At 50.6% G+C, this 20,961-nt stretch carries 18 protein-coding genes; 8 read left to right on the top strand and 10 right to left on the bottom strand.

Features of this window, described 5'->3' with window-relative positions; genetic code table 11:
• Positions 1–128: 128 nt before the first annotated feature.
• The gene (locus M975_RS13685) at positions 129–350 is read left to right on the top strand and encodes a zinc ribbon domain-containing protein (protein WP_064560272.1); all 222 of its coding nucleotides are present in this window, start codon (positions 129–131) and stop codon (positions 348–350) included.
• 3 nt (positions 351–353) lie between these two features.
• On the opposite strand, the gene xseA is transcribed toward M975_RS13685, so the two are convergent.
• On the bottom strand, positions 354–1,736 hold the full coding sequence (xseA, locus tag M975_RS13680) for an exodeoxyribonuclease VII large subunit (RefSeq protein ID WP_064560270.1): 1,383 nt from the start codon (positions 1,734–1,736) through the stop codon (positions 354–356).
• Between the two features lie 169 nt (positions 1,737–1,905).
• Between xseA and guaB the strand changes: the two genes are divergently transcribed.
• Both guaB and guaA read left to right on the top strand, forming a co-directional pair.
• The gene (gene guaB / locus M975_RS13675; RefSeq protein ID WP_064560269.1) at positions 1,906–3,372 is read left to right on the top strand and encodes an IMP dehydrogenase; all 1,467 of its coding nucleotides are present in this window, start codon (positions 1,906–1,908) and stop codon (positions 3,370–3,372) included.
• A 176-nt stretch (positions 3,373–3,548) separates the two neighbouring features.
• Complete coding sequence (gene guaA, locus M975_RS13670) at positions 3,549–5,126, top strand: glutamine-hydrolyzing GMP synthase (protein WP_064513022.1); 1,578 nt, start codon at positions 3,549–3,551, stop codon at positions 5,124–5,126.
• Positions 5,127–5,209: 83 nt separating this feature from the next.
• Here guaA and M975_RS13665 read toward each other — a convergent pair whose 3' ends face one another.
• The 3 genes from M975_RS13665 to M975_RS13655 form a co-directional block, all read right to left on the bottom strand.
• On the bottom strand, positions 5,210–6,100 hold the full coding sequence (locus M975_RS13665; RefSeq protein ID WP_064560267.1) for a DHHA2 domain-containing protein: 891 nt from the start codon (positions 6,098–6,100) through the stop codon (positions 5,210–5,212).
• 81 nt (positions 6,101–6,181) lie between these two features.
• A complete protein-coding gene (locus M975_RS13660) occupies positions 6,182–6,751 on the bottom strand; it encodes a DsbA family protein (protein ID WP_064560265.1) in 570 nt (189 codons plus the stop codon).
• Between the two features lie 104 nt (positions 6,752–6,855).
• On the bottom strand, positions 6,856–7,965 hold the full coding sequence (locus tag M975_RS13655) for an alkene reductase (protein ID WP_064560263.1): 1,110 nt from the start codon (positions 7,963–7,965) through the stop codon (positions 6,856–6,858).
• Between the two features lie 101 nt (positions 7,966–8,066).
• Here M975_RS13655 and M975_RS13650 point away from each other — a divergent pair, with 101 nt between their 5' ends.
• A complete protein-coding gene (locus tag M975_RS13650) occupies positions 8,067–8,978 on the top strand; it encodes a LysR family transcriptional regulator (protein WP_064560260.1) in 912 nt (303 codons plus the stop codon).
• 76 nt (positions 8,979–9,054) lie between these two features.
• Here the strand turns inward: M975_RS13650 and M975_RS22440 are convergent, their stop codons facing one another.
• Positions 9,055–9,243 carry a YfgG family protein gene (locus M975_RS22440; RefSeq protein WP_074388373.1) on the bottom strand — a complete coding sequence of 63 codons (189 nt, stop codon included), beginning with the start codon at positions 9,241–9,243 and terminating at the stop codon, positions 9,055–9,057.
• A gap of 348 nt (positions 9,244–9,591) precedes the next feature.
• On the opposite strand from M975_RS22440, the gene M975_RS13645 reads away from it, so the two are divergent.
• A complete protein-coding gene (locus tag M975_RS13645; protein ID WP_064560258.1) occupies positions 9,592–11,832 on the top strand; it encodes a sensor domain-containing phosphodiesterase in 2,241 nt (746 codons plus the stop codon).
• Between the two features lie 41 nt (positions 11,833–11,873).
• On the opposite strand, the gene ppx is transcribed toward M975_RS13645, so the two are convergent.
• From ppx to purM, 4 genes are all read right to left on the bottom strand, one after another.
• Positions 11,874–13,415 (bottom strand): exopolyphosphatase, encoded by a 1,542-nt coding sequence (ppx, locus tag M975_RS13640; RefSeq protein ID WP_064560256.1) that lies wholly within the window; start codon positions 13,413–13,415, stop codon positions 11,874–11,876.
• Between the two features lie 40 nt (positions 13,416–13,455).
• Positions 13,456–15,516 carry a polyphosphate kinase 1 gene (ppk1, locus tag M975_RS13635; RefSeq protein ID WP_064560254.1) on the bottom strand — a complete coding sequence of 687 codons (2,061 nt, stop codon included), beginning with the start codon at positions 15,514–15,516 and terminating at the stop codon, positions 13,456–13,458.
• A gap of 170 nt (positions 15,517–15,686) precedes the next feature.
• Entirely contained in the window at positions 15,687–16,328 is a 642-nt protein-coding gene (purN, locus tag M975_RS13630; RefSeq protein ID WP_064560252.1) for a phosphoribosylglycinamide formyltransferase, read from the bottom strand.
• Positions 16,328–17,365: a phosphoribosylformylglycinamidine cyclo-ligase gene (gene purM, locus M975_RS13625; protein WP_064560250.1), complete on the bottom strand. Its 1,038-nt coding sequence runs from the start codon at positions 17,363–17,365 to the stop codon at positions 16,328–16,330. The genes purN and purM overlap by 1 nt, the downstream gene beginning before the upstream one ends.
• 214 nt (positions 17,366–17,579) lie before the next feature.
• On the opposite strand from purM, the gene upp reads away from it, so the two are divergent.
• From upp to M975_RS13610, 3 genes are all read left to right on the top strand, one after another.
• Complete coding sequence (gene upp / locus M975_RS13620) at positions 17,580–18,206, top strand: uracil phosphoribosyltransferase (RefSeq protein ID WP_034459132.1); 627 nt, start codon at positions 17,580–17,582, stop codon at positions 18,204–18,206.
• A gap of 199 nt (positions 18,207–18,405) precedes the next feature.
• Positions 18,406–19,692 carry a uracil permease gene (gene uraA, locus M975_RS13615; protein ID WP_064560248.1) on the top strand — a complete coding sequence of 429 codons (1,287 nt, stop codon included), beginning with the start codon at positions 18,406–18,408 and terminating at the stop codon, positions 19,690–19,692.
• A 99-nt stretch (positions 19,693–19,791) separates the two neighbouring features.
• A complete protein-coding gene (locus tag M975_RS13610) occupies positions 19,792–20,493 on the top strand; it encodes a DnaA inactivator Hda (protein WP_245164438.1) in 702 nt (233 codons plus the stop codon).
• 104 nt (positions 20,494–20,597) lie between these two features.
• Here the strand turns inward: M975_RS13610 and arsC are convergent, their stop codons facing one another.
• Positions 20,598–20,954, bottom strand: coding sequence for an arsenate reductase (glutaredoxin) (arsC, locus tag M975_RS13605; protein WP_064560244.1), 357 nt, complete (start codon positions 20,952–20,954; stop codon positions 20,598–20,600).
• Positions 20,955–20,961: the final 7 nt, after the last annotated feature.

Below are 20,961 nucleotides of genomic sequence, written 5' to 3'. Positions count from 1 at the left end.
TTCCTCCTCAGCCTGGTGCCCGAATCTATGCATGTTGAGGCAGCATCGGGAGCATTATTGATGATTAATGGCGAGTTTATCTCTATCATCAAAAGACAAATATAGTCGAAGAGTTGTCAGGAAAGATTATGGAAATGAAATGTCCGGTGTGTGAAAAACCGCTATTGCAAACAGACTCAGGTGCGCACTGCGAAAGCTGCCAGCAGGATTTTCACCTTGAAGCCCGCTGCCCGGATTGCCACAAGCCGCTGGAAGTTTTAAAAGCGTGTGGGGCCGTCGACTATTTCTGCCAGAACGGCCACGGATTGATTTCAAAGAAACGTGTTGAGTTCTTGCCTGTTGCTAACTAAGTTTTAACTTTTCGCCGCAACTTTACGCTTGCGAACAGGTTTCACCGGTGTAATGCCGGTGACCTGGCTTTCCACCCACCCATCTTCCAGGCGCGTTGTTAGCGTATCTCCGGACTGCACCTGTTTGGTTTTCTTCAGCACTTTGCCATCTGTCGCCGTTGTCACGCTGTAACCACGTGCAAGCGTTGCCAGAGGGCTGACCGCTTCAAGCTGGGCGATAGCGGTGCCAAAGCGCTGACGGGTATTATTCAGGCGTGCGGTAACGACTTGCGATAAACGGTATTCAAGCTGTTGCAAGCGAGTTTGAGCGCGATGGATTCGTGGCTGAGGCTGCTGCTGATTCAAACGCTGCATCAAACGTTGCTGCTGCTGATTGCTGCGGCGCAGTTTTGCATCCATCGCGACATTTAAGCGTTGCTGCAAACGCTCAAGCGTTGTTTGCTGACGCGCTAAACGCAGCTGCGGGTGTTGCTGTTGCAGGCGGTGGTGCAAGCGGGTGAAACGCTGCATGCGCTGGGCGAGATAGTAATCCATCGCCATTTCCATACGCTGTTGGTGAGACTGAATCTGGCGCAAGAGTTCTGTCTGATTACGACTGATAATTTCCGCCGCAGCGGAAGGGGTCGGTGCGCGAACATCTGCCACAAAATCGGCGATCGTGACGTCAGTTTCATGCCCTACGGCGCTAACGACCGGAATCGCACTGGCGAAAATCGCCCGTGCAACGCGCTCATCGTTAAAGCCCCACAAGTCTTCCAGAGAACCGCCGCCGCGCCCGACAATCAGCACATCACACTCTTTGCGAAGGTTGGCAAGCTCGATGGCGCGAACAATTTGCAATGGCGCATCGGCACCTTGCACTGCGGTCGGGTAGATAATGACCGGCAAAGAAGGGTCACGGCGTTTGAGCACATGCAAAATGTCATGCAGCGCAGCACCGGTTTTTGACGTGATGACACCAACTTGTCGCGCAGGTGTTGGCAATGGCTGCTTGTGGATTGGGTCGAACAAACCCTCAACGGTGAGGCGTTGTTTTAATTCTTCATACTGCTGCTGCAAAAGCCCTTCGCCAGCAGGCTGCATACTTTCCACGATTATCTGGTAATCACCACGCGGCTCGTAGAGCGTGATGGTTGCACGCACCAAAACCTGTTGCCCATGTTGCGGACGGAAGGTGACACGACGATTGCTGTTACGGAACATTGCCCCGCGAATTTGAGCCGTATCGTCTTTGAGCGTGAAGTACCAGTGACCGGAAGCAGGTTGGGTAAAATTGGAAATTTCACCGCTGATCCACACTTGCCCCATCTCTTGTTCCAGCAGCATGCGGACCGTCTGATTCAGACGGCTGACGGTAAAAATTGATGGAGTATTTATCGTTGGCATGTGACCTGGATCAAATTCTAAATCAGCAAGTTATTCGGTCGATAGTACCTTCCGTATCGTACTTGGCAAGGAGTTTTCTGAAAAAAGTGTGGATGCAATCGATTCCGCTCTGTATAATGCCGCGGCAATATTTTATCTGTTCTCATTCACCCCAGGTTGAGATATTGCCATGCTACGAATCGCTAAAGAAGCACTGACGTTTGATGACGTTCTCCTCGTTCCAGCTCACTCTACAGTTCTGCCTAACACGGCCGATCTCAGCACCCAATTGACCAAAACTATTCGTTTGAATATCCCTATGCTGTCCGCAGCCATGGATACCGTAACGGAAGCCCGTCTGGCCATTGCATTGGCTCAGGAAGGTGGACTTGGTTTCATTCATAAAAATATGTCGATTGAACGCCAGGCTTCTGAAGTCAAACGCGTGAAAAAACACGAAAGTGGTGTTGTTACTGACCCACAGACCGTGCTGCCGACAACCACTCTGCATGAAATTAAAGAACTCACCGAGCGTAACGGCTTTGCGGGTTACCCTGTTGTCACCGAAGGCAACGAACTGGTTGGTATTATTACTGGCCGTGATATTCGTTTCGTTACCGACCTGAATCAGCCAGTTAGCGTGTACATGACGCCGAAAGAGCGTCTGGTTACCGTGAAAGAAGGCGAAGCGCGTGATGTCGTGTTATCCAAAATGCACGAAAAACGTGTTGAGAAAGCGCTGGTTGTAGACAGCAATTTCCATCTGCTCGGCATGATCACCGTAAAAGACTTCCAGAAAGCAGAACGCAAACCTAACGCCTGTAAGGACGACCAGGGCCGTCTGCGTGTTGGGGCAGCCGTTGGCGCAGGTGCTGGCAACGAAGAGCGTATCGACGCTCTGGTAGCTGCTGGTGTCGATGTTTTACTGATTGACTCCTCTCATGGCCATTCCGAAGGCGTTCTGCAACGTATTCGTGATACTCGTGCTAAATATCCTGACCTGCAAATCATTGGCGGCAACGTTGCTACTGCTGCTGGCGCACGTGCTCTGGCTGAGGCCGGTGTGAGCGCGGTTAAAGTGGGTATCGGTCCTGGTTCAATCTGTACTACTCGTATCGTTACCGGCGTGGGCGTTCCACAAATCACGGCCGTAGCTGATGCCGTTGAAGCACTCGAAGGAATGGGCATCCCTGTTATCGCTGACGGCGGTATCCGTTTCTCTGGTGATATTGCTAAAGCCATCGCGGCTGGCGCATCTGCGGTAATGGTTGGCGGTATGCTGGCAGGGACTGAAGAATCTCCAGGTGAAATCGAACTTTACCAGGGCCGCTCTTTCAAATCCTACCGCGGTATGGGTTCTCTGGGCGCGATGTCCAAAGGTTCTTCTGACCGTTACTTCCAGACTGACAACGCAGCCGACAAACTGGTACCGGAAGGTATCGAAGGTCGTGTGGCGTACAAAGGTCACCTGAAAGCGATAGTTCACCAGCAGATGGGCGGCCTGCGTTCCTGCATGGGTCTGACCGGCTGTGCTACCATCGATGACCTGCGTACTAAAGCGGAATTTGTACGCATCAGTGGTGCGGGTATTCAGGAAAGTCACGTGCACGATGTGACGATTACTAAAGAGTCGCCGAACTACCGTATGGGCTCCTGATTACTCATCATACTTCAAGTCGCAGATGCGTTGGCTGCACTAGCTCACCCCAGTCGCATAGTTATCTATGCTCCTGGGGATTCACGAGCTTGCCGCCTTGCTGCACCTCGAATTATTTAGAGTAATCCATTAGATATTTTACTTTTTCTGTTTCACTTGCCTCGGAATTAGCCTCAATGACGGAAAATATCCATAAACATCGCATACTTATCCTTGATTTCGGTTCTCAGTACACTCAACTAGTTGCGCGCCGTGTGCGTGAACTGGGTGTTTACTGTGAGCTGTGGGCATGGGATGTCACGGAAGCACAGATTCGTGAATTCAATCCAAGCGGTATCATCCTTTCTGGTGGCCCGGAAAGTACCACTGAGCTGAACAGCCCACGTGCGCCTGAATATGTCTTTACCGCAGGTGTGCCAGTATTTGGCGTGTGCTACGGCATGCAGACCATGGCGATGCAGCTTGGCGGCCATGTTGAAGGTTCCAACGAACGTGAGTTCGGCTATGCGCAGGTTGAAGTGAAAACTGACAGCGCACTGGTTCGCGGCATTGAAGACTCCCTGAGTGCAGACGGCAAACCGCTGCTGGATGTCTGGATGAGCCATGGCGATAAAGTCACCGCTATCCCGTCTGACTTCGTGACTGTTGCCAGCACCGAAACTTGCCCATTCGCGATTATGGCGAACGAAGAAAAACGTTTTTATGGCGTGCAGTTCCACCCGGAAGTGACCCATACCCGCCAGGGCCAGCGTCTACTGGAGCGTTTTGTTCTGGATATCTGCGGTTGCGAAGCGCTGTGGACTCCGGCAAAAATTATCGAAGACGCGATCGTTCGCCTGCGTGAACAAGTGGGCAACGACAAGGTGATTCTTGGCCTGTCCGGTGGCGTGGATTCATCCGTTACCGCCATGCTGCTTCACCGCGCGATTGGCGACCGTCTGACTTGTGTATTTGTGGATAACGGCCTGCTGCGTTTGAACGAAGCAGAGCAAGTGATGGATATGTTTGGCGATCACTTCGGCCTGAATATTATTCACGTTAAAGGCGAAGAGCGTTTCCTGTCTGCGTTGAAAGGCGAGAACGATCCAGAAGCGAAACGTAAAATCATCGGCCGCGTGTTTGTTGAAGTGTTCGATGAAGAAGCACTGAAACTGGAAGACGTGAAGTGGTTGGCGCAGGGCACCATTTACCCGGACGTTATCGAATCAGCGGCTTCTGCCACCGGTAAAGCACACGTCATCAAATCTCACCACAACGTGGGCGGCTTGCCGAAAGAGATGAAGATGGGTCTGGTTGAGCCGTTGCGTGAACTGTTCAAAGACGAAGTGCGTAAAATCGGCCTGGAGTTGGGTCTGCCGTACGACATGCTGTACCGTCACCCGTTCCCGGGTCCAGGTCTTGGCGTGCGCGTGCTGGGTGAAGTGAAGAAAGAGTATTGCGACCTGCTGCGCCGCGCTGATGCGATCTTCATTGAAGAGCTGCATAAAGCCGATCTCTACAACAAAGTCAGTCAGGCATTTACCGTGTTCCTGCCGGTGCGTTCTGTTGGTGTCATGGGCGACGGCCGTAAATACGATTGGGTTGTATCACTGCGTGCAGTCGAAACCATCGACTTTATGACCGCGCATTGGGCACATCTGCCATACGATTTCCTTGGCCGTGTCTCCAACCGCATTATCAACGAAGTTAACGGCATTTCCCGCGTGGTTTATGATATTTCTGGCAAACCGCCAGCAACTATCGAGTGGGAATAATCAGTCGTTAGGTAACACTAATACCTGTCGTTTCTTCATCGAATCGAAGCCCATTTTTTAATGGGCTTTTTTTATGGTGCAATTTAACCGAGCCGCGCATGCAACCAGGGCAGCAGCTGTTTTTTGCGACTTAACATTCCGGCGATGGTAACGGGTGCATTATCGGCAAGTGCCGGGCCCGCAAAATAGAGCCTTGAACACTCCGCGCTAATATCGGTCAGCATCAATACAACCAACCCCGCCCCTGATGTGGTGACCCGCTGTTCCATGGTTGATTTAAGCTCATCAATCAGCGGCTCCGCCTGCTCAAGAGAATATAATTCGAGTTGTGCGGCGAGGACTTTATTCCCCGAAATATCAAACATTTTACTGTCTTTATTGAGCAGCTCATCCGCGCTCAAGCCGATGATATCTGTCTTGGCCGTCAGCAAATCACGAATGAAATCTTCACGCTCCACTTTTGTGAGAGCGCAGAGCTCATCAACGGCCTGGTGGTCTTCTTCAGTAGTGGTCGGTGAGCGAAGGGCGACGGTATCACTTAACACGGCCCCCAATAGCAAAATGGCTTCACCAGGGGAGATCTCACGGCGATGAGCGGGAGCCATCAACTGCCATAACAATGTTGCACTGCTGCCGACAGGTTTAATCCAGACTTCAGGAGGGAGTTGAGTGATCAGGCCGCCAAGACGGTGGTGGTCGATAATTCCGACGACGTTGCTTTCATTGAGCGTGGCCGGCCCTTGCGCAGGTTCGGTGAAATCAACCAGCCAGACATCTTTGCCGGCAAGAGAATCATTAAGCAGTGGCGGGGGCGTCAGATCAGCATGGCGGAAAATATAGGCAGTTTCCCTATTTAACTCACCGAGGCGAAACGCCTGAGCATGTTGCCCTTTAATCGTTAGCCAACGTGCAGCCACGTAGGCCGTGCAGACTGTATCGCTGTCCGGATTTAAATGGCCAAAGACATGTATCATTTAATCTCTCCTGGTCGCAATTCTATGTGCTTCGCAGCTTGTCTGTAGAGTATAGGATGCCATCCGCTCTCATTTCACACCCTACGGGTATGCAGCATTAATTCGTTGCGCCCAGACACTAATATCATCACCGCTGCCGAGATCGGCCTGCACCAGCCCATTCACCATGAAGGTTGGTGAAACATGAATCCCATTCTGACGGGCATATTTACTGTGCCATTTAATGTCATTCTGTAATGCCGGGTGGGCAAATGCCTGCGCCAACGCCACACCGCTGTAACGTTCGATACGGTCAATGATTTGCTGCGGTGTCGCATCCATATTCGGGCCGCTGCAATGATCGGTAAACTCGAATTCTTCACGGTGATCGGCAACAGCTTGCATCACTTTATGCGCCGCTTCACGGCCTTGCGGAAGAGTGGATGCGGCAAGAATACAGCGCACAATGACACCGGAAAACATATGCCATGGTTGCGATTGCAGGCGAATTTTAACCGTGACGTTATCTTCCCCCACGTTTTCCAGCAGTGCGCTGAGCTTATTGAAAGCACGGACGGAATACGGGCAGGTCGGCTCAAGAAAAACTTCAAATGTGCGTGGACCGTGGCCCCACACCAGTGGTTGAGCATGAGGTTTATCATTTTGACTCATAGTGATCCCTTGAAAGAGCAAGCAGAGAATTGACCTGACGATCTCTGTCAGAAGCGATCGTCAGGTATCGATGATGGAAATAATTTAACAGAAAATATGAGGATTTATACCGCGTCAGGCGACCAGACCGGGTAGTCGGTATAGCCGGCTTCTGAACCGCCGAATAAGGTGGCCGGATTGCCGATAGGCGCAAGTGGCAAGTTTTCAGCCAGGCGGCGCGGGAAATCAGGGTTGGCAACAAACGGGCGGCCAAAGGCAACCAGATCCACGATACCTGCCGCGAGGAATTTTTCTGCTTTTTCCTCGGTGTAATTCCCGGCCACGATTATGGCACCACTGAATGTTGCCCGAAGCGTTTCACGGAACTCGTACGGTACTTGCGGTGCGTCATCCCAGTCGGCCTCCGCCAGGTGGATGAAGGCAATGCCTTTTTGCTCACACCAGGCTGCCAGCGCCAGAATCGCTTCGATGGCCTGCGGGTCGTCCATTCCACGCTGAGTAATAAACGGAGCCAGGCGAATACCGGTTTTGTCGGCACCAATAGCATCGCTAATGGCTTCCAGCACTTCTTGTGCAAAACGCACGCGGTTTGCCAGGCTGCCACCGTATTCATCGGTGCGTTTGTTGGACGTCCGGCGCAGGAACTGATCGATTAAATATCCGTTGCCACCGTGAACCTCTACGCCGTCGAAACCCGCATCAATGGCATTGAGCGCCGCCTGGCGATAGTCGGCAATCACCTGGCCAATATCGTCGTGGGTTAATTCACGCGGAACAGGGCTGTCTACCATTCGGCCTACACCGTCTTCGCCCACGACCCAAACTTGCGCATCGGGTGCCAGTGCAGAAGGTGCGACGGGTTTGCCATCAGCATGAAAACTTTCATGGGACATGCGGCCGACGTGCCACAGTTGTGAAAAGATTTTCCCGCCAACCTGATGAACAGCATCTGTCACCAGGCGCCAGCCGGAGATTTGTTCTGGGGAGTGAATACCTGGCGTCCAGGAGTAGCCTTGACCCTGTGGTGAAATTTGAGTCGCTTCGGTAACGATAAGCCCGGCCGTAGCGCGCTGCTGGTAATACTTCGCCATCATCGCGGTGGGGATATTCCCCGGCTGTGCGGAGCGGGAGCGCGTCATCGGCGCCATAACAATACGGTTGCGGGTTTCAACTGACCCCACACGGGTGGTCTCAAACAGGTGGCGTGATTTCATTTCTTTGACTCCAGCATAATTACGATACCTTGACTTTACGTTCTGCTTGTCGTTTTGATAATGGCATTGAAAACTGATTGTCTATTCAGGAAATTAGAATAATGGGTAAGCTCGAAGATATGACGCTGCTGGTGGCAGTAGTTGAAGCGGGGGGCCTTGCTGCGGCGGGCAGGCGGATGAATTTGTCGCCAGCCACCATGACCGCGCGGTTGAAAGCTCTGGAAGAGCGCTACCAGACTCGCTTTTTTAACCGTTCCACACGGGCTATTGCGCTGACGCGCAACGGCGAAGAGTTTTACTACGCCGCTCTTCGTGTGCTTGAGGAAGTAGAACTGGCAGAATCAAAACTGATGCAGAAAGAGGGGATTCTGAGCGGTACGCTGCGGATTGCTGCGCCATCTGATTTCGGGCGCCAGTATTTATCACCCGCGCTACTCGATTTTTCCCGCCAGCACCCGGAAGTCAAAAGCTCGCTTTATCTCAGTGAAGATGTCGTCGATCTGATCTCCTTGCGGCTCGATATGAGCATTCGCTTTGGTAACCTGCCGGACAGCAATCTGGTGACGAAAGTGATCAGGCAAAATTATCGAGTGCTGGTGGCCTCTGCGGCTTATCTTGCAATCCATGGCGAACCGCAGTCAGCGGAGGATTTGTCACATCACCGTTGCCTGGTGATGGAACGGCGTGGAACGCTGATGAATGAATGGCGTTTTGAGTTTGAAGGTGAAGAACAGCGAGTACGCGTTACGCCTGCAATGGTGTGCGACGACGGTGCGCTTTTGCGCCAGTGGGTGCTGGCCGGCGCTGGAATCGCCAGCAAATCCTGGTGGGATGTTAAACGCGATGTTGAGCAAGGCCGCCTGAAAGTGTTGTTGGCAGACAGCTTCATTGGCTTTAGTCGGCACGACAAAAAACAGGTTGGATTGCAGTTTGTGTACCCGCAGCGCCGTTTTCAGCCAGTACAAGTTTCCATGTTCAGCGAGTTTTTCATCAACTGGCTGGATAATGAGTAAGCAGGGGCAAGAATTACAGGCGTAACAAATCCCACTGCAACGAGTAAGTGTATTATTTTTTAATTAAAATAAGGCGTTACCGGTTGGTATTGTCCAGCGACTGGCTACTTTGTTGTGCTTCTACTTTGTCCTGATGATGGTACCAGGCGCCGATGGCAGAGTAGACAAAACGGCCAAAAAGGAAGAGGAAACTGATGAGTAGAATAATGCGGGTCATACGATTGTTAAACTTATGTCGTCTTCGCATACTCGTAACCTGTGTCACGCAAATGATCCTTGATGTTTGCCCGTCAACCGCGGGCGACGACCATATTTATACACAGCGATGTCTTAAGGTCAATTCCCGGTCATCAGTGAATTGTTCGCCAAACCATTTGTGCTTGTTATATAAACATTTCTTAATATTAGTTGATTAGTATACATCCAGTTACTATTTTGGATAAATTCCGAATAGAGATAAATCTCCATCAAGAAATTGATTTATGTCAAATTAGTAAGCCAATCCCTAACTAGAATCTTCACTCTATTCCATAGCGATATGGTTGTATCGGCCGGGTCGGATACCTGTTCGAAATTCACCCGAGTTGGATGACTGGGTTTTGGGCGATAACGAATGTACCTGGCAAGCTGGTATAAAAACTATAAAAATAAATGGTGGGCACTTCCTCTGGTGCTGCCGAGTCTATTACTTCCTATTGCTTACTGGTGTAATGCCAGTACCGTTATGGATGGTGGGCGAGTGTTCCTCGTCTACATGCCTCTTGGTTTAATGACTGCATTTATGCTGATTTTCGGCGGGGCAGCTCTACCGGGAATTATTCTTGCGTTATTAATTCGTTATATCCCCATTAAAGGGGAGGCAACTGCATTATTGGCGGTTGTTCACTTTATTGTCCCCATCATGATCAGCTGGGGTGGTTACCATATTTTTGTGCCACGACGTGGTTCAGTGATGTTTGGCGCCATAAAGCTCACCGCACAACGCATGTTGTGGTTAGTGCTGGTCAATGCTGTGATATTCCTGGTTATTTATCAGATAGGGATATTCTTTGGTTGGTATAAGGATGTCGATAATGCCAGTATGGAAAGTCCTATCCATGCCCGGACTCTCATCAACTTTCAGGCTGTACTCATCGGCTGTTTAACGGGTATGCCATTCTTCTATACCGTTATTCGCATGGTTCGTAATCCAAACTTTATTTTTGCTTTCTGGTCGCGGATGAAAAAGCAGATGCAATCTGGCGTATCCAAAAGTGAGATTGCGTTATGGGCCGTGATTGTTGCCGTTCTGGTTAGCTTGCTGTTAGTACCGATTAATGATTCCAGCACTATTTTTACCACCGATTACACGTTAACGCTCATTCTGCCGTTGATGCTGTGGGGCGCGATGCGCTTTGGCTTTCTATTTATCACCACCGCCTGGACGTTGATACTCACTATCTTATGTAGCGGGTTCCAGAATTATTTGCCGCCTTACATGGGGTTCCAGCTTCATCTGGCCATCGCCTCATCTTGCTACGCTGTATTTTCTATCACTATTTATCTGATGGCTGTGGTCACTACTCGCCAGCGCTTATTACATAACAAAGCACGGCGTGTGGCGTTTATCGACCCGATAGTGCAAATGCCGAATTTGCGCGCCCTTAACCGCGATTTATCCAGCGCCCCGTGTTCGGCGTTAGCATTTTTACGTGTGCCTGAACTGGAGCTTTTGGGGCGCAACTATGGCGTGCAGCTGCGTATTCAATACAAACAACAGCTCAATGCTTTCCTGCAACCTATATTGTCCACAGGCGAGCAGGTCTATAACTTGTCCGGCCACGAACTGGCGGTGCGTCTGAATTATGATTCTTATCATGAGCGTATCGAAGCTCTGGATCACCGTGTAAAACAGTTCCGCTTTATGTGGGACGGCATGTCGATGCAGCCACAAGTTGGCATCAGTTACTGCTATATCCGCCAGCCGGTGACGCATATTTATTTCCTGTTAGGCGAACTCAGCACCATGGCTGACTTGTCGCTCTCGACATCAATGCCAGAAAGTTTGCAGCAGCATGAGTCAAACCATGTGCAGAATGCGGTGAGAAACAAAGTGGCGATGATGAACCGCCTACAAGTTGCCATTGATTCAGGCAATTTCGTGCTTATGGCCCAGCGTATCGAAGGGATTCGTGGCGATTCATATTATGAAATTTTGCTGCGCATGAAAGGCGATAACGAAGGGGATAATTTGTTTTTGCCGGATGATTTTTTACCGGTGGCACACGAATTTGGTTTGTCTTCAAAAATCGACAAATGGGTATTAGAAGCCACGTTAAAATTCATGGATAAACACCGGGATCAGCTTCCCGGTAGCCGTTTTTCCATCAACTTTACGCCTGCATCCGTGGGGCGTTTTCAGTTTGCTGGTGAAGTGAGGAACTTACTCAAACACTACAGAATTGAACCCTGGCAGCTTATTTTTGAAGTGACTGAGAGCAATTCATTAACCAATATTGAGCAAGCCAATGCGACGTTAACCGCGTTACAGAATATGGGGTGCCGGATTGCGATTGATGATTTTGGAACGGGCTATGCGAGCTATGCACGCCTGAAAGATATCAACGCGGACATCCTGAAAATTGATGGCAGTTTTATCCGCAATATTCTGACCAGTAGCCTCGATTATCAGATTGTTGAATCTATCTGCCAGCTTGCACGAATGAAAAAAATGCAGCTGGTTGCCGAGTATGTCGAAAATGATGCGGTCAAAGCGGCGGTGCAGAGCCTTGGTATTGATTACATTCAAGGTTATTTGATAGGGCGCCCGCTACTGCTCGAAAAGCTGTTAGTGCACAGAAGCAACGAAACATAGCACCAGCAAACGCCCTTCGGGGCGTTTGCTGGTGTTAATCGTCAGGCGGCAACGCCAGGGCTGGTTTCTTCTTCGATTTTAAGACTCCAGCCGGGCGTATTATCCCAATATTGTTGCTCACGCTCTAAATCCAACAACACCAATGTATTTTGGCTAAACCAGTCGTAGGGGAAGCGTAGCGTCCATTGATGCTCATCCGTTTCCAGTACCAGCGTTGGCGGCGTGGTTGTCGCCTGGCGTTGGTTATTGAGCAACACCGCTAAACGCAGAATCTGAATTAACGGCAAAAACTGCTTTTTCTTAAACAGGGTGAAACGCGGCAGATCGTCAATCTTTATCCCTTTGCGGTGATAACGCACCAGCGAAGCAATCAGCGTTTGTTGTTCCTGGTTAAAGCCTGGCAGGTTGCTGTGCTGCAGAATATAAGCCGAGTGGCGGTGTAAACCACTGTGGTTAATATTCAGCCCCACTTCATGGAGCATCGCAGACCATTTCAGCAGCGCAGCCATTTGCGGGTTAGCCAGCTTCGGGTTTTGTTCTTCCCACTGCTGATAAATTTGTTCTGTAGTGCTGAGCACTCGTTTGGCCTGGTCGCTGTCGATATGATACTGGTTTGCCAGACTCTGTGCGGTACGGATACGAATATCCTGGTGGCGGAAACGGCCTTCCATTTCATACAGCACACCTTCGCGCAGCGCACCATCAGACAAGCGCAGCTCACGAATTGCCAGCGAGTCGAAAACACCGCAGAGAATCGCAAGGCCTGGTACAAACACGGCTTTACGTTCTTCCGATAATCCCGGCAGGCTCATAGTGCTGAAACTCTTATACTTCAGCACTTCATCACGCAACATTTCCAGGCGTTCAGGGGTGATAATCCCGTCCTTTTCACCCATGTTGACCAGCACTTCATGCGCCGCTTTGATGGTGCCAGAGGCCCCCATCGCAACATTCCAGCCCTGTAAGCGGTACTGCCAGGAGAGGTTTTCCAGCTTCTGCACAGCTGCGAGGCGAGCGCGCTTAAAGTTTTCCGGGTTGATATGCCCGTTAGGGAAAAAGTTCTGCGCAAAGCTCACACAACCCATGCGGCGGCTTTCGACCAGCATCGGCTCGAAATCTTCACCAATAACGAGTTCGGTGGAACCACCGCCAATATCAATAACCAGCTTGCGGCCTTTTTCCGGTTGGGTGTGTTCCACGCCCATGAAAATCAGACGCGCTTCTTCATTACCGGAAATGATCTCAATCGGGTAGGGGATAACTTGCTCGGCACGCTTGAGGAACTCTTCGGCGTTAACGGCCAGGCGCAAACTGTGTGTCCCGACGATACAGACGTTTTCCGCAGAAAACCCCTGAAGACGTTCAGCAAATAACGCAAGGCACGACAGCCCACGCTCTATCGCTTCTTCGCTTAATTCGTTCTCAGCATTCAGACCATCGGCTAAATGGACGCGTTGTTTCAGACGACCAATGATTTGCATTGCGCCATCTACCACACGTGCGATAACCATGTGGAAACTGTTCGAGCCAAGGTCTACCGCTGCGAACTCTTGCGGCCGTGGAGCATGTTTTTTTATCGGCATGTTTTTGTCATCAACATAGTTTTATAGTCGACATGGTGCATTATTCAGGTTGTTCAAGAGATTTAATGTAATCGTAAATCGCCAGTTGCGACCGTACCTTACGGCGGTTGCCGCGCGGCACATAACGATTACTCAGTTCTTTGTCGATGTAGCGCGCTTTTACCGTATCACTGAACAGTATTTCAATGATATCCAGCACCCGTTGTTTCAGGCGCGGGTCGAGAATAGCAACGGCCACCTCGATGCGGTAATCAATGTTGCGCGTCATCCAGTCGGCAGAGGAAAGATACACTTTTTTGTCGCCGCCATTTTCAAACACATATACGCGATCGTGCTCGAGATAGCGGTCAACAATACTGATTACGCGAATATTGTCGCTAATACCGTCCAGATTGGGGATAAGCGAGCACATGCCACGGATCAGCAGATTAACTTTTACACCTGAGCTAGAAGCCGCATATAGGCGGTCTACCAGCCCTTTATCGACCAGGTTATTCAGTTTCAGCGTGATGCCAGACGGCTCGCCATTTTGTGCATTAGCAATTTCTTTATCGACCAAATCGTAAAGCAGGCGGCGTGAGTTCTGTGGTGAAACCATCAGATGTTCGAATGTCACTGGGCGATAAGGGTTTTCGATAAAGTTAAATACGCGGCGTACTTCGTTGGTGATGCGCGCATCGCAGGTCAGTAACGAATAGTCGGTATAAAGCCGTGCGGTTTTCTCGTTAAAGTTACCGGTACCGATGTGGGCATAGCGCACCACCTCTTCACCCTCTTTACGAGAAATAAGGAATAATTTGGCGTGAATCTTCAGGCCAGGAGCTGAGAAGATAACGTGCACGCCTGCTTCGGTCAGGCGTTTCGCCCAGTGAATATTCGCTTCTTCGTCAAACCGCGCCTGTAACTCAACCACGACGGTGACTTTCTTGCCATTGTGCGCGGCGTGAATCATTGATTCGATAATACGAGAGTCTTTCGCCACGCGATAAATATTGATTTTAATCGCCAGCACGCTTGGGTCGAATGACGCCTGACGCAGCAATTCCAGCACGTGCTCAAAGGTGTGATACGGATAATAGAGCAGCACGTCGCGGTTGCGGATTGCATCAAAGCCGTTACGGAATTTATCGAACCAGATATGGCGCAAACGCGGCATCGGCTTGTTCACTAAATTGGCTTTGCCAACGTTAGGGAAGTTGATGAAATCTTTGAAGTTATGGTAGCGACCACCCGGTATGATGGAATCGTAATTGGTGATGGTCAGCTTGTTACGCAGCATTTCAACCATCGCATCCGGCATATCACGCTGATACACAAAACGCACCGGCTCAGCTGTCAAACGCTGTTTCAGGCTTGATGACATCAGTTCCAGCAAGCTCGATTCCATTTCCGTTACCAGATCGTATTCTGCGTCGCGGGTCATTTTCATTGAGTAGGCGTTCAACGAATCGTAATCGAAGAAGCCTTTGAAAATATCGTCCAGGCAATAACGCAGAATGTTATCTAGCAGGATCATCGGTTTGCGGCGGCGTGGTGCTTCCGGCGGCAAATTAACAAAGCGCGGCACTTTATCTGATGGAATTTCTAGCAGCGCGTAGCGAATGTCATCGCCACGAATGATCTCTACTGCGAGGTAGGTGTAGTCATCTTTAAGAAACTGCACCAGATCGGTGTCGTGGTTAATCAGGATCGGTGTGATGTGCTGGCGCAAATAGTGTTTAAAGTAATGTCGCAGCCAGTTTTGCTGATTCGGGGAAAGCTGGCGTTCATTGATCAAGAAGATCTGATTACGCGCCATTTCCAGCAGCAGATCGTTATACAACCCATCAAACTCTTGATCGGCCTTTAGAACACGCGCCTGAATTTTGTTGAGTAAATGGCGCGAGTTAGGAGCCGTACCTTGTTCTTCGCTGATCAGAATGCGCCGTTTTAGCTCGGCGAAACGAACTTTGTAAAATTCATCAAGGTTATTCGAATAGATGCCGAGAAAACGCATTCTCTCAATCAGCGGGTTAATTTTATCCGCTGCTTCCTGGAGCACACGTTCGTTAAAAGATAACCAGCTCAGTTCTTTTTCGATATACAGCTTATCCTGACCCATTAGCCCTCACACTCCGTTTTCGTGGACGTAAAAATGCCGTCACGTCTGTCATTATGGCGAGCTTTGGTAGGGAATGTCCAACGATGCCCGTTAAGCACGACAAATCGCAACTAATTTAAGAAAGAGTTGTAGGGGGCAGGTATTAAAAAAGGGACCGTAGCCCCTTAATATTATTCTTCTGCTGCATGACCTTGTGGCGGTAATTTACCGCCATCAAGCCAGGCGCAATTTTCGCGCATTTCCAGCCGCCCTTCGATAAACCAGGAAACGACTAACGGATAGATAGCGTGCTCCTGATTCTGCACTCGGGCAGTAATGTCGTCTTCGTCGTCACCGGTAAAAACCGGGACTTCGGCCTGCAGAATCACCGGCCCACCGTCGAGCTCTTCGGTGACAAAATGCACGGATGTGCCGTGCACTTCATCGCCGTTTTCCAATACCTGGCTATGCGTATTGAGGCCAGGATATTTTGGCAATAGAGAAGGGTGGATGTTAATCAGGCGGCCAGCGTAATGGCCGACAAATTCCGGACTGAGAATGCGCATGTAACCGGCCAGCACCACCAGATCAGGGGCGTAGGCGTCGATCTCAAGCATTAACTCACGATCGAACGCAGCACGATCGGCAAACTGGCTTGCCGTTAACGCGTGAGCAGGAATTTGCGCTTCACGCGCACGTTCCAGGCCAAAGGCATCGGTTTTATTGCTAAATACAGCCGCCACAGTGCCATTAATCTTTTTCTGCTTACAGGCATCAATAATTGCCTGAAGATTGCTTCCGTTGCCGGAAATTAGCACTACGATCCGCTTCATTACTCAATAACCACGCGCTCAGAGGAATCAGAAGCTTTAATACTACCGATTTTCCAGGCGTTTTCACCTTTTGCATTCAAGAACTCAAGCGCTTTATCGACTTCAGCCGCAGGCAGGGCGATCAGCATGCCGACACCACAGTTGAAGGTGCGGTACATTTCATGACGGCTGATATTCCCGGCTTGTTGCAGCCAGCCGAATACCGCAGGCCACTGCCATGAAGACTCGTCAATGATTGCTTGCGTGTTGTCTGGCAGAACGCGTGGGATATTTTCCCAGAAACCGCCACCGGTCAGGTGCGCAATCGCGTGAACATCGACTTGCTCAATCAATTCCAGAATCGGCTTCACATAAATGCGTGTCGGCTCCAGTAAATGATCGGCCAGCGGCTTGCCTTCAAGCTCAGTGGTCAGCGGGTCTGTCGCGCTCACTTCCAGTACTTTACGCACCAGAGAGTAACCGTTGGAGTGCGGTCCACTTGATGCCAGGGCAATCAGCACATCACCGTCGGTGACTTTAGAGCCGTCGATGATTTCAGACTTCTCGACCACACCCACACAGAAACCGGCAACGTCGTAATCTTCGCCGTGGTACATACCTGGCATTTCAGCGGTTTCGCCGCCGACTAGTGCGCAGCCAGATTGCAGGCAACCTTCAGCGATACCGGTGATAACGCTTGCTGCGGTGTCGACTTCAAGTTTGCCAGTGGCGTAATAATCAAGGAAAAACAGTGGCTCAGCACCCTGAACAATCAGGTCGTTGACACACATGGCTACAAGGTCAATACCGATTGTGTCGTGACGTTTTAAATCCATGGCCAGACGTAACTTAGTACCCACACCGTCAGTGCCAGAAACCAGCACAGGCTCACGATACTTCTGAGGCAACGCGCACAGCGCACCGAAACCGCCCAGTCCACCCATGACTTCCGGGCGGCGGGTTTTTTTCACTACGCCTTTGATTTTATCGACCAGAGCGTTACCAGCATCAATATCAACACCGGCATCTTTATAGCTGAGAGAAGTTTTGTCGGTCACTGCTTAGTCCCCGCGGATGGGTTAGAAATAAAAAACGCCGCAATTCTAACAGTGGAGGCAAACGTTTGCGAGCCTCTTATTTAGCGGGATGCAATTATTGTTGATATATACTCATTTCACCCTGGTTGATCTCGAAGCGGTGGCGCGGTGTTAAAAAAGCGGTATAATCCGGCGATTTTTTTTGTGCTGGCCAACTATCTCTGGGAGAAAGAGTATGAAGATCGTGGAAGTCAAACACCCACTCGTCAAACACAAGCTAGGCCTGATGCGTGAGAACGACATCAGCACCAAACGCTTTCGTGAACTCGCCTCAGAAGTTGGCAGCTTGCTGACTTACGAAGCCACGGCAGATCTCGAAACTGAAAAAGTGACTATCGAAGGCTGGAACGGCCCGGTAGAAATTGATCAGATTAAAGGTAAGAAGATTACCGTTGTGCCAATTCTGCGTGCCGGTCTGGGCATGATGGAAGGCGTGTTGGAAAACGTTCCAAGCGCGCGTATCAGCGTTGTCGGTATCTACCGTAATGAAGAAACTCTGGAACCCGTACCTTACTTCCAGAAACTGGTTTCTAACATTGAAGAACGTATGGCGCTGGTGGTTGACCCTATGCTGGCAACCGGCGGTTCTATGATTGCGACCATCGACCTGCTGAAAAATGCCGGTTGCACCAGCATCAAAGTGTTGGTTCTGGTCGCAGCACCTGAAGGTATCGCCGCGCTGGAAAAAGCGCACCCGGACGTAGAGCTGTTTACCGCTTCTATCGATCAGGGCCTGAACGAGCACGGATACATTATTCCGGGCCTCGGCGATGCTGGCGATAAGATATTTGGTACCAAGTAATGCCCTTCATCTTTCGAATTGCAGATGCGTTGGCTGCCTTTGCTCACCCTGGTCACGTAGCAAATCTACGCTCCCAGGGATTTGCGCAGTTGCCGCCTTCCTGCAATCCGAAATCTATTGGGCATTAAAAATAGCCGACTTCGAAAGTCGGCTTTTTTTTGACTAAAACACAACAACACCATACTCAGAGGTAAACAACATGACACGCCGCGCCATTGGAGTGAGCGAAAGACCACCCCTGCTGCAAACGATACCGTTAAGTTTGCAACATCTGTTCGCGATGTTTGGTGCCACCGTTCTGGTGCCAATCCTGTTCCACATCAACCCGGCGACGGTGCTGCTGTTTAACGGGATTGGGACACTGCTGTATCTCTTTATCTGTAAAGGTAAAATCCCGGCTTATCTCGGTTCGAGCTTCGCGTTTATTTCACCTGTGCTGCTGCTTCTGCCGCTGGGTTATGAAGTGGCGCTGGGCGGGTTTATTATGTGCGGTGTGTTGTTCTGCATCGTGGCGCTGATTGTCAAAAAGGCCGGTACCGGCTGGCTGGACGTGATGTTCCCTCCGGCGGCGATGGGCGCGATTGTTGCGGTTATCGGCCTTGAACTGGCGGGCGTGGCTGCGAATATGGCCGGTCTTCTGCCTGCTGAAGGCACTTCACCGGATTCCACCACCATTATTATTTCCCTGGTGACGCTTGGGGTAACCATCTTTGGTTCCGTTCTGTTCCGCGGGTTCCTGGCGATTATCCCGATTCTTATCGGCGTGCTGGCGGGTTATGCACTCTCCTTTGCGATGGGTGTGGTGAATGTGACACCGATTGTTGAAGCGCACTGGTTCGCACTGCCAACCTTCTACACCCCGCGTTTTGAATGGTTTGCCATCTTCACGATTTTGCCTGCGGCGCTGGTCGTCATTGCAGAACACGTGGGCCACCTGGTGGTAACGGCAAACATCGTTAAGAAAGATTTGATTCGCGACCCGGGCCTGCATCGTTCGATGTTCGCCAACGGCATTTCGACGATTTTCTCCGGTTTCTTCGGTTCAACGCCAAATACCACTTACGGCGAGAATATCGGCGTAATGGCAATAACCCGTGTTTACTCTACCTGGGTTATTGGTGGAGCGGCGATTCTGGCGATTCTGCTTTCCTGTGTTGGCAAACTGGCGGCGGCTATCCAGATTATCCCGGTACCGGTTATCGGTGGCGTTTCCTTGCTGCTGTACGGCGTGATTGGCGCATCCGGTATTCGCGTATTGATCGAATCAAAAGTCGATTACAACAAAACGCAAAACCTGATCCTGACCTCCGTTATCTTGATCATCGGCGTGAGTGGCGCAAAAGTGCACATTGGCGCGGCTGAACTTAAAGGTATGGCGCTGGCGACTATTGTTGGTGTGGCTCTGAGCCTTATCTTCAAACTTATCAGTGTGCTGCGCCCGGAAGAAGTAGTGCTGGATGCTGAAGAAAACGACGTAAAACCGTAGTTTTGACTCGAACCGGGCGGCGCGTTCGTCCGGTTCTACTACCCTCCAATTATGTGTTAAACTCTCTGCGTTTTTCTGCCTGTTATGGTTGAGGTAATTCTGAATACGCCGGCACAGCTATCACTGCCACTCTATTTGCCTGATGACGAAACTTTTGCGAGTTTCTGGCCGGGTGATAACCCTTCTTTACTCGCGGCTCTCCAGTCCGTGCTCCGTCAGGATCACAGCGGATACATCTACTTTTGGTCACGAGAGGGAGGAGGGCGCAGCCATTTGCTGCATGCTGCCTGTGCGGAACTGTCGCAACGTGGCGAAGCTGTAGGTTATGTGCCGCTTGATAAACGCACCTGGTTTGTCCCGGAAGTGCTCGACGGTATGGAACAGCTGACGCTGGTCTGTATCGATAATATTGAGTGTGTTGCGGGAGATGAACTGTGGGAAATGGCGATTTTTAATCTCTATAACCGCATTCTTGAATCAGGAAAAACGCGCTTATTGATTACCGGCGACCGCCCACCGCGCCAGCTCAATCTGAAGTTACCCGATCTCGCATCACGCCTTGATTGGGGCCAAATCTATAAGCTGCAACCGCTTTCGGATGACGACAAACTCCAGGCGCTGCAATTGCGATCCCGACTGCGTGGTTTTGAATTGCCCGAGGACGTGGGGCGTTTCCTGTTAAAACGTTTAGACAGGGAAATGCGTACGTTGTTTATGACACTTGATCAGCTTGATCATGCGTCTATCACGGCACAACGAAAGTTGACGATCCCGTTTGTGAAAGAGATTTTGGGGCTGTAAAACCACCCTCATCCCAACCTTCTCCTAAGAGGGAGAAGGGGAAATGCTTTATTCCCTCTCCTGGGGGAGAGGGTTAGGGTGAGGGCCAAACGCACCAAACTAAACTATAAAATTTCCAGCACTGACTCCGGCGGGCGGCCAATACGCGCTTGCCCGTTCGCCAACACAATCGGGCGTTCAATCAGTTTTGGGTTGTCGATCATCGCCTGAATCAATTGCTCTTCGCTTAATGCATCGTCAGCCAGATTCAACTCTTTGTACAAATCCTCTTTCCGGCGCATCAGCTCGCGAGCACTCGCAAAACCTAACTGGCTCAATAACGATTTGAGCGTTGCGGCGTCTGGCGGGGTTTCCAGATACAACACCACTTCAGGTTCAACACCATTCGCTTTCAGCAGGCTTAACGTTTCACGGCTCTTGGAGCAGCGTGGGTTGTGGTAAATCGAAACGGCTGTGGACATCGTAACT

This window comes from Buttiauxella brennerae ATCC 51605, assembly GCF_001654925.1.
Taxonomy (GTDB): domain Bacteria; phylum Pseudomonadota; class Gammaproteobacteria; order Enterobacterales; family Enterobacteriaceae; genus Buttiauxella; species Buttiauxella brennerae.
This window is presented reverse-complemented; position numbering and strand designations above follow the sequence as displayed.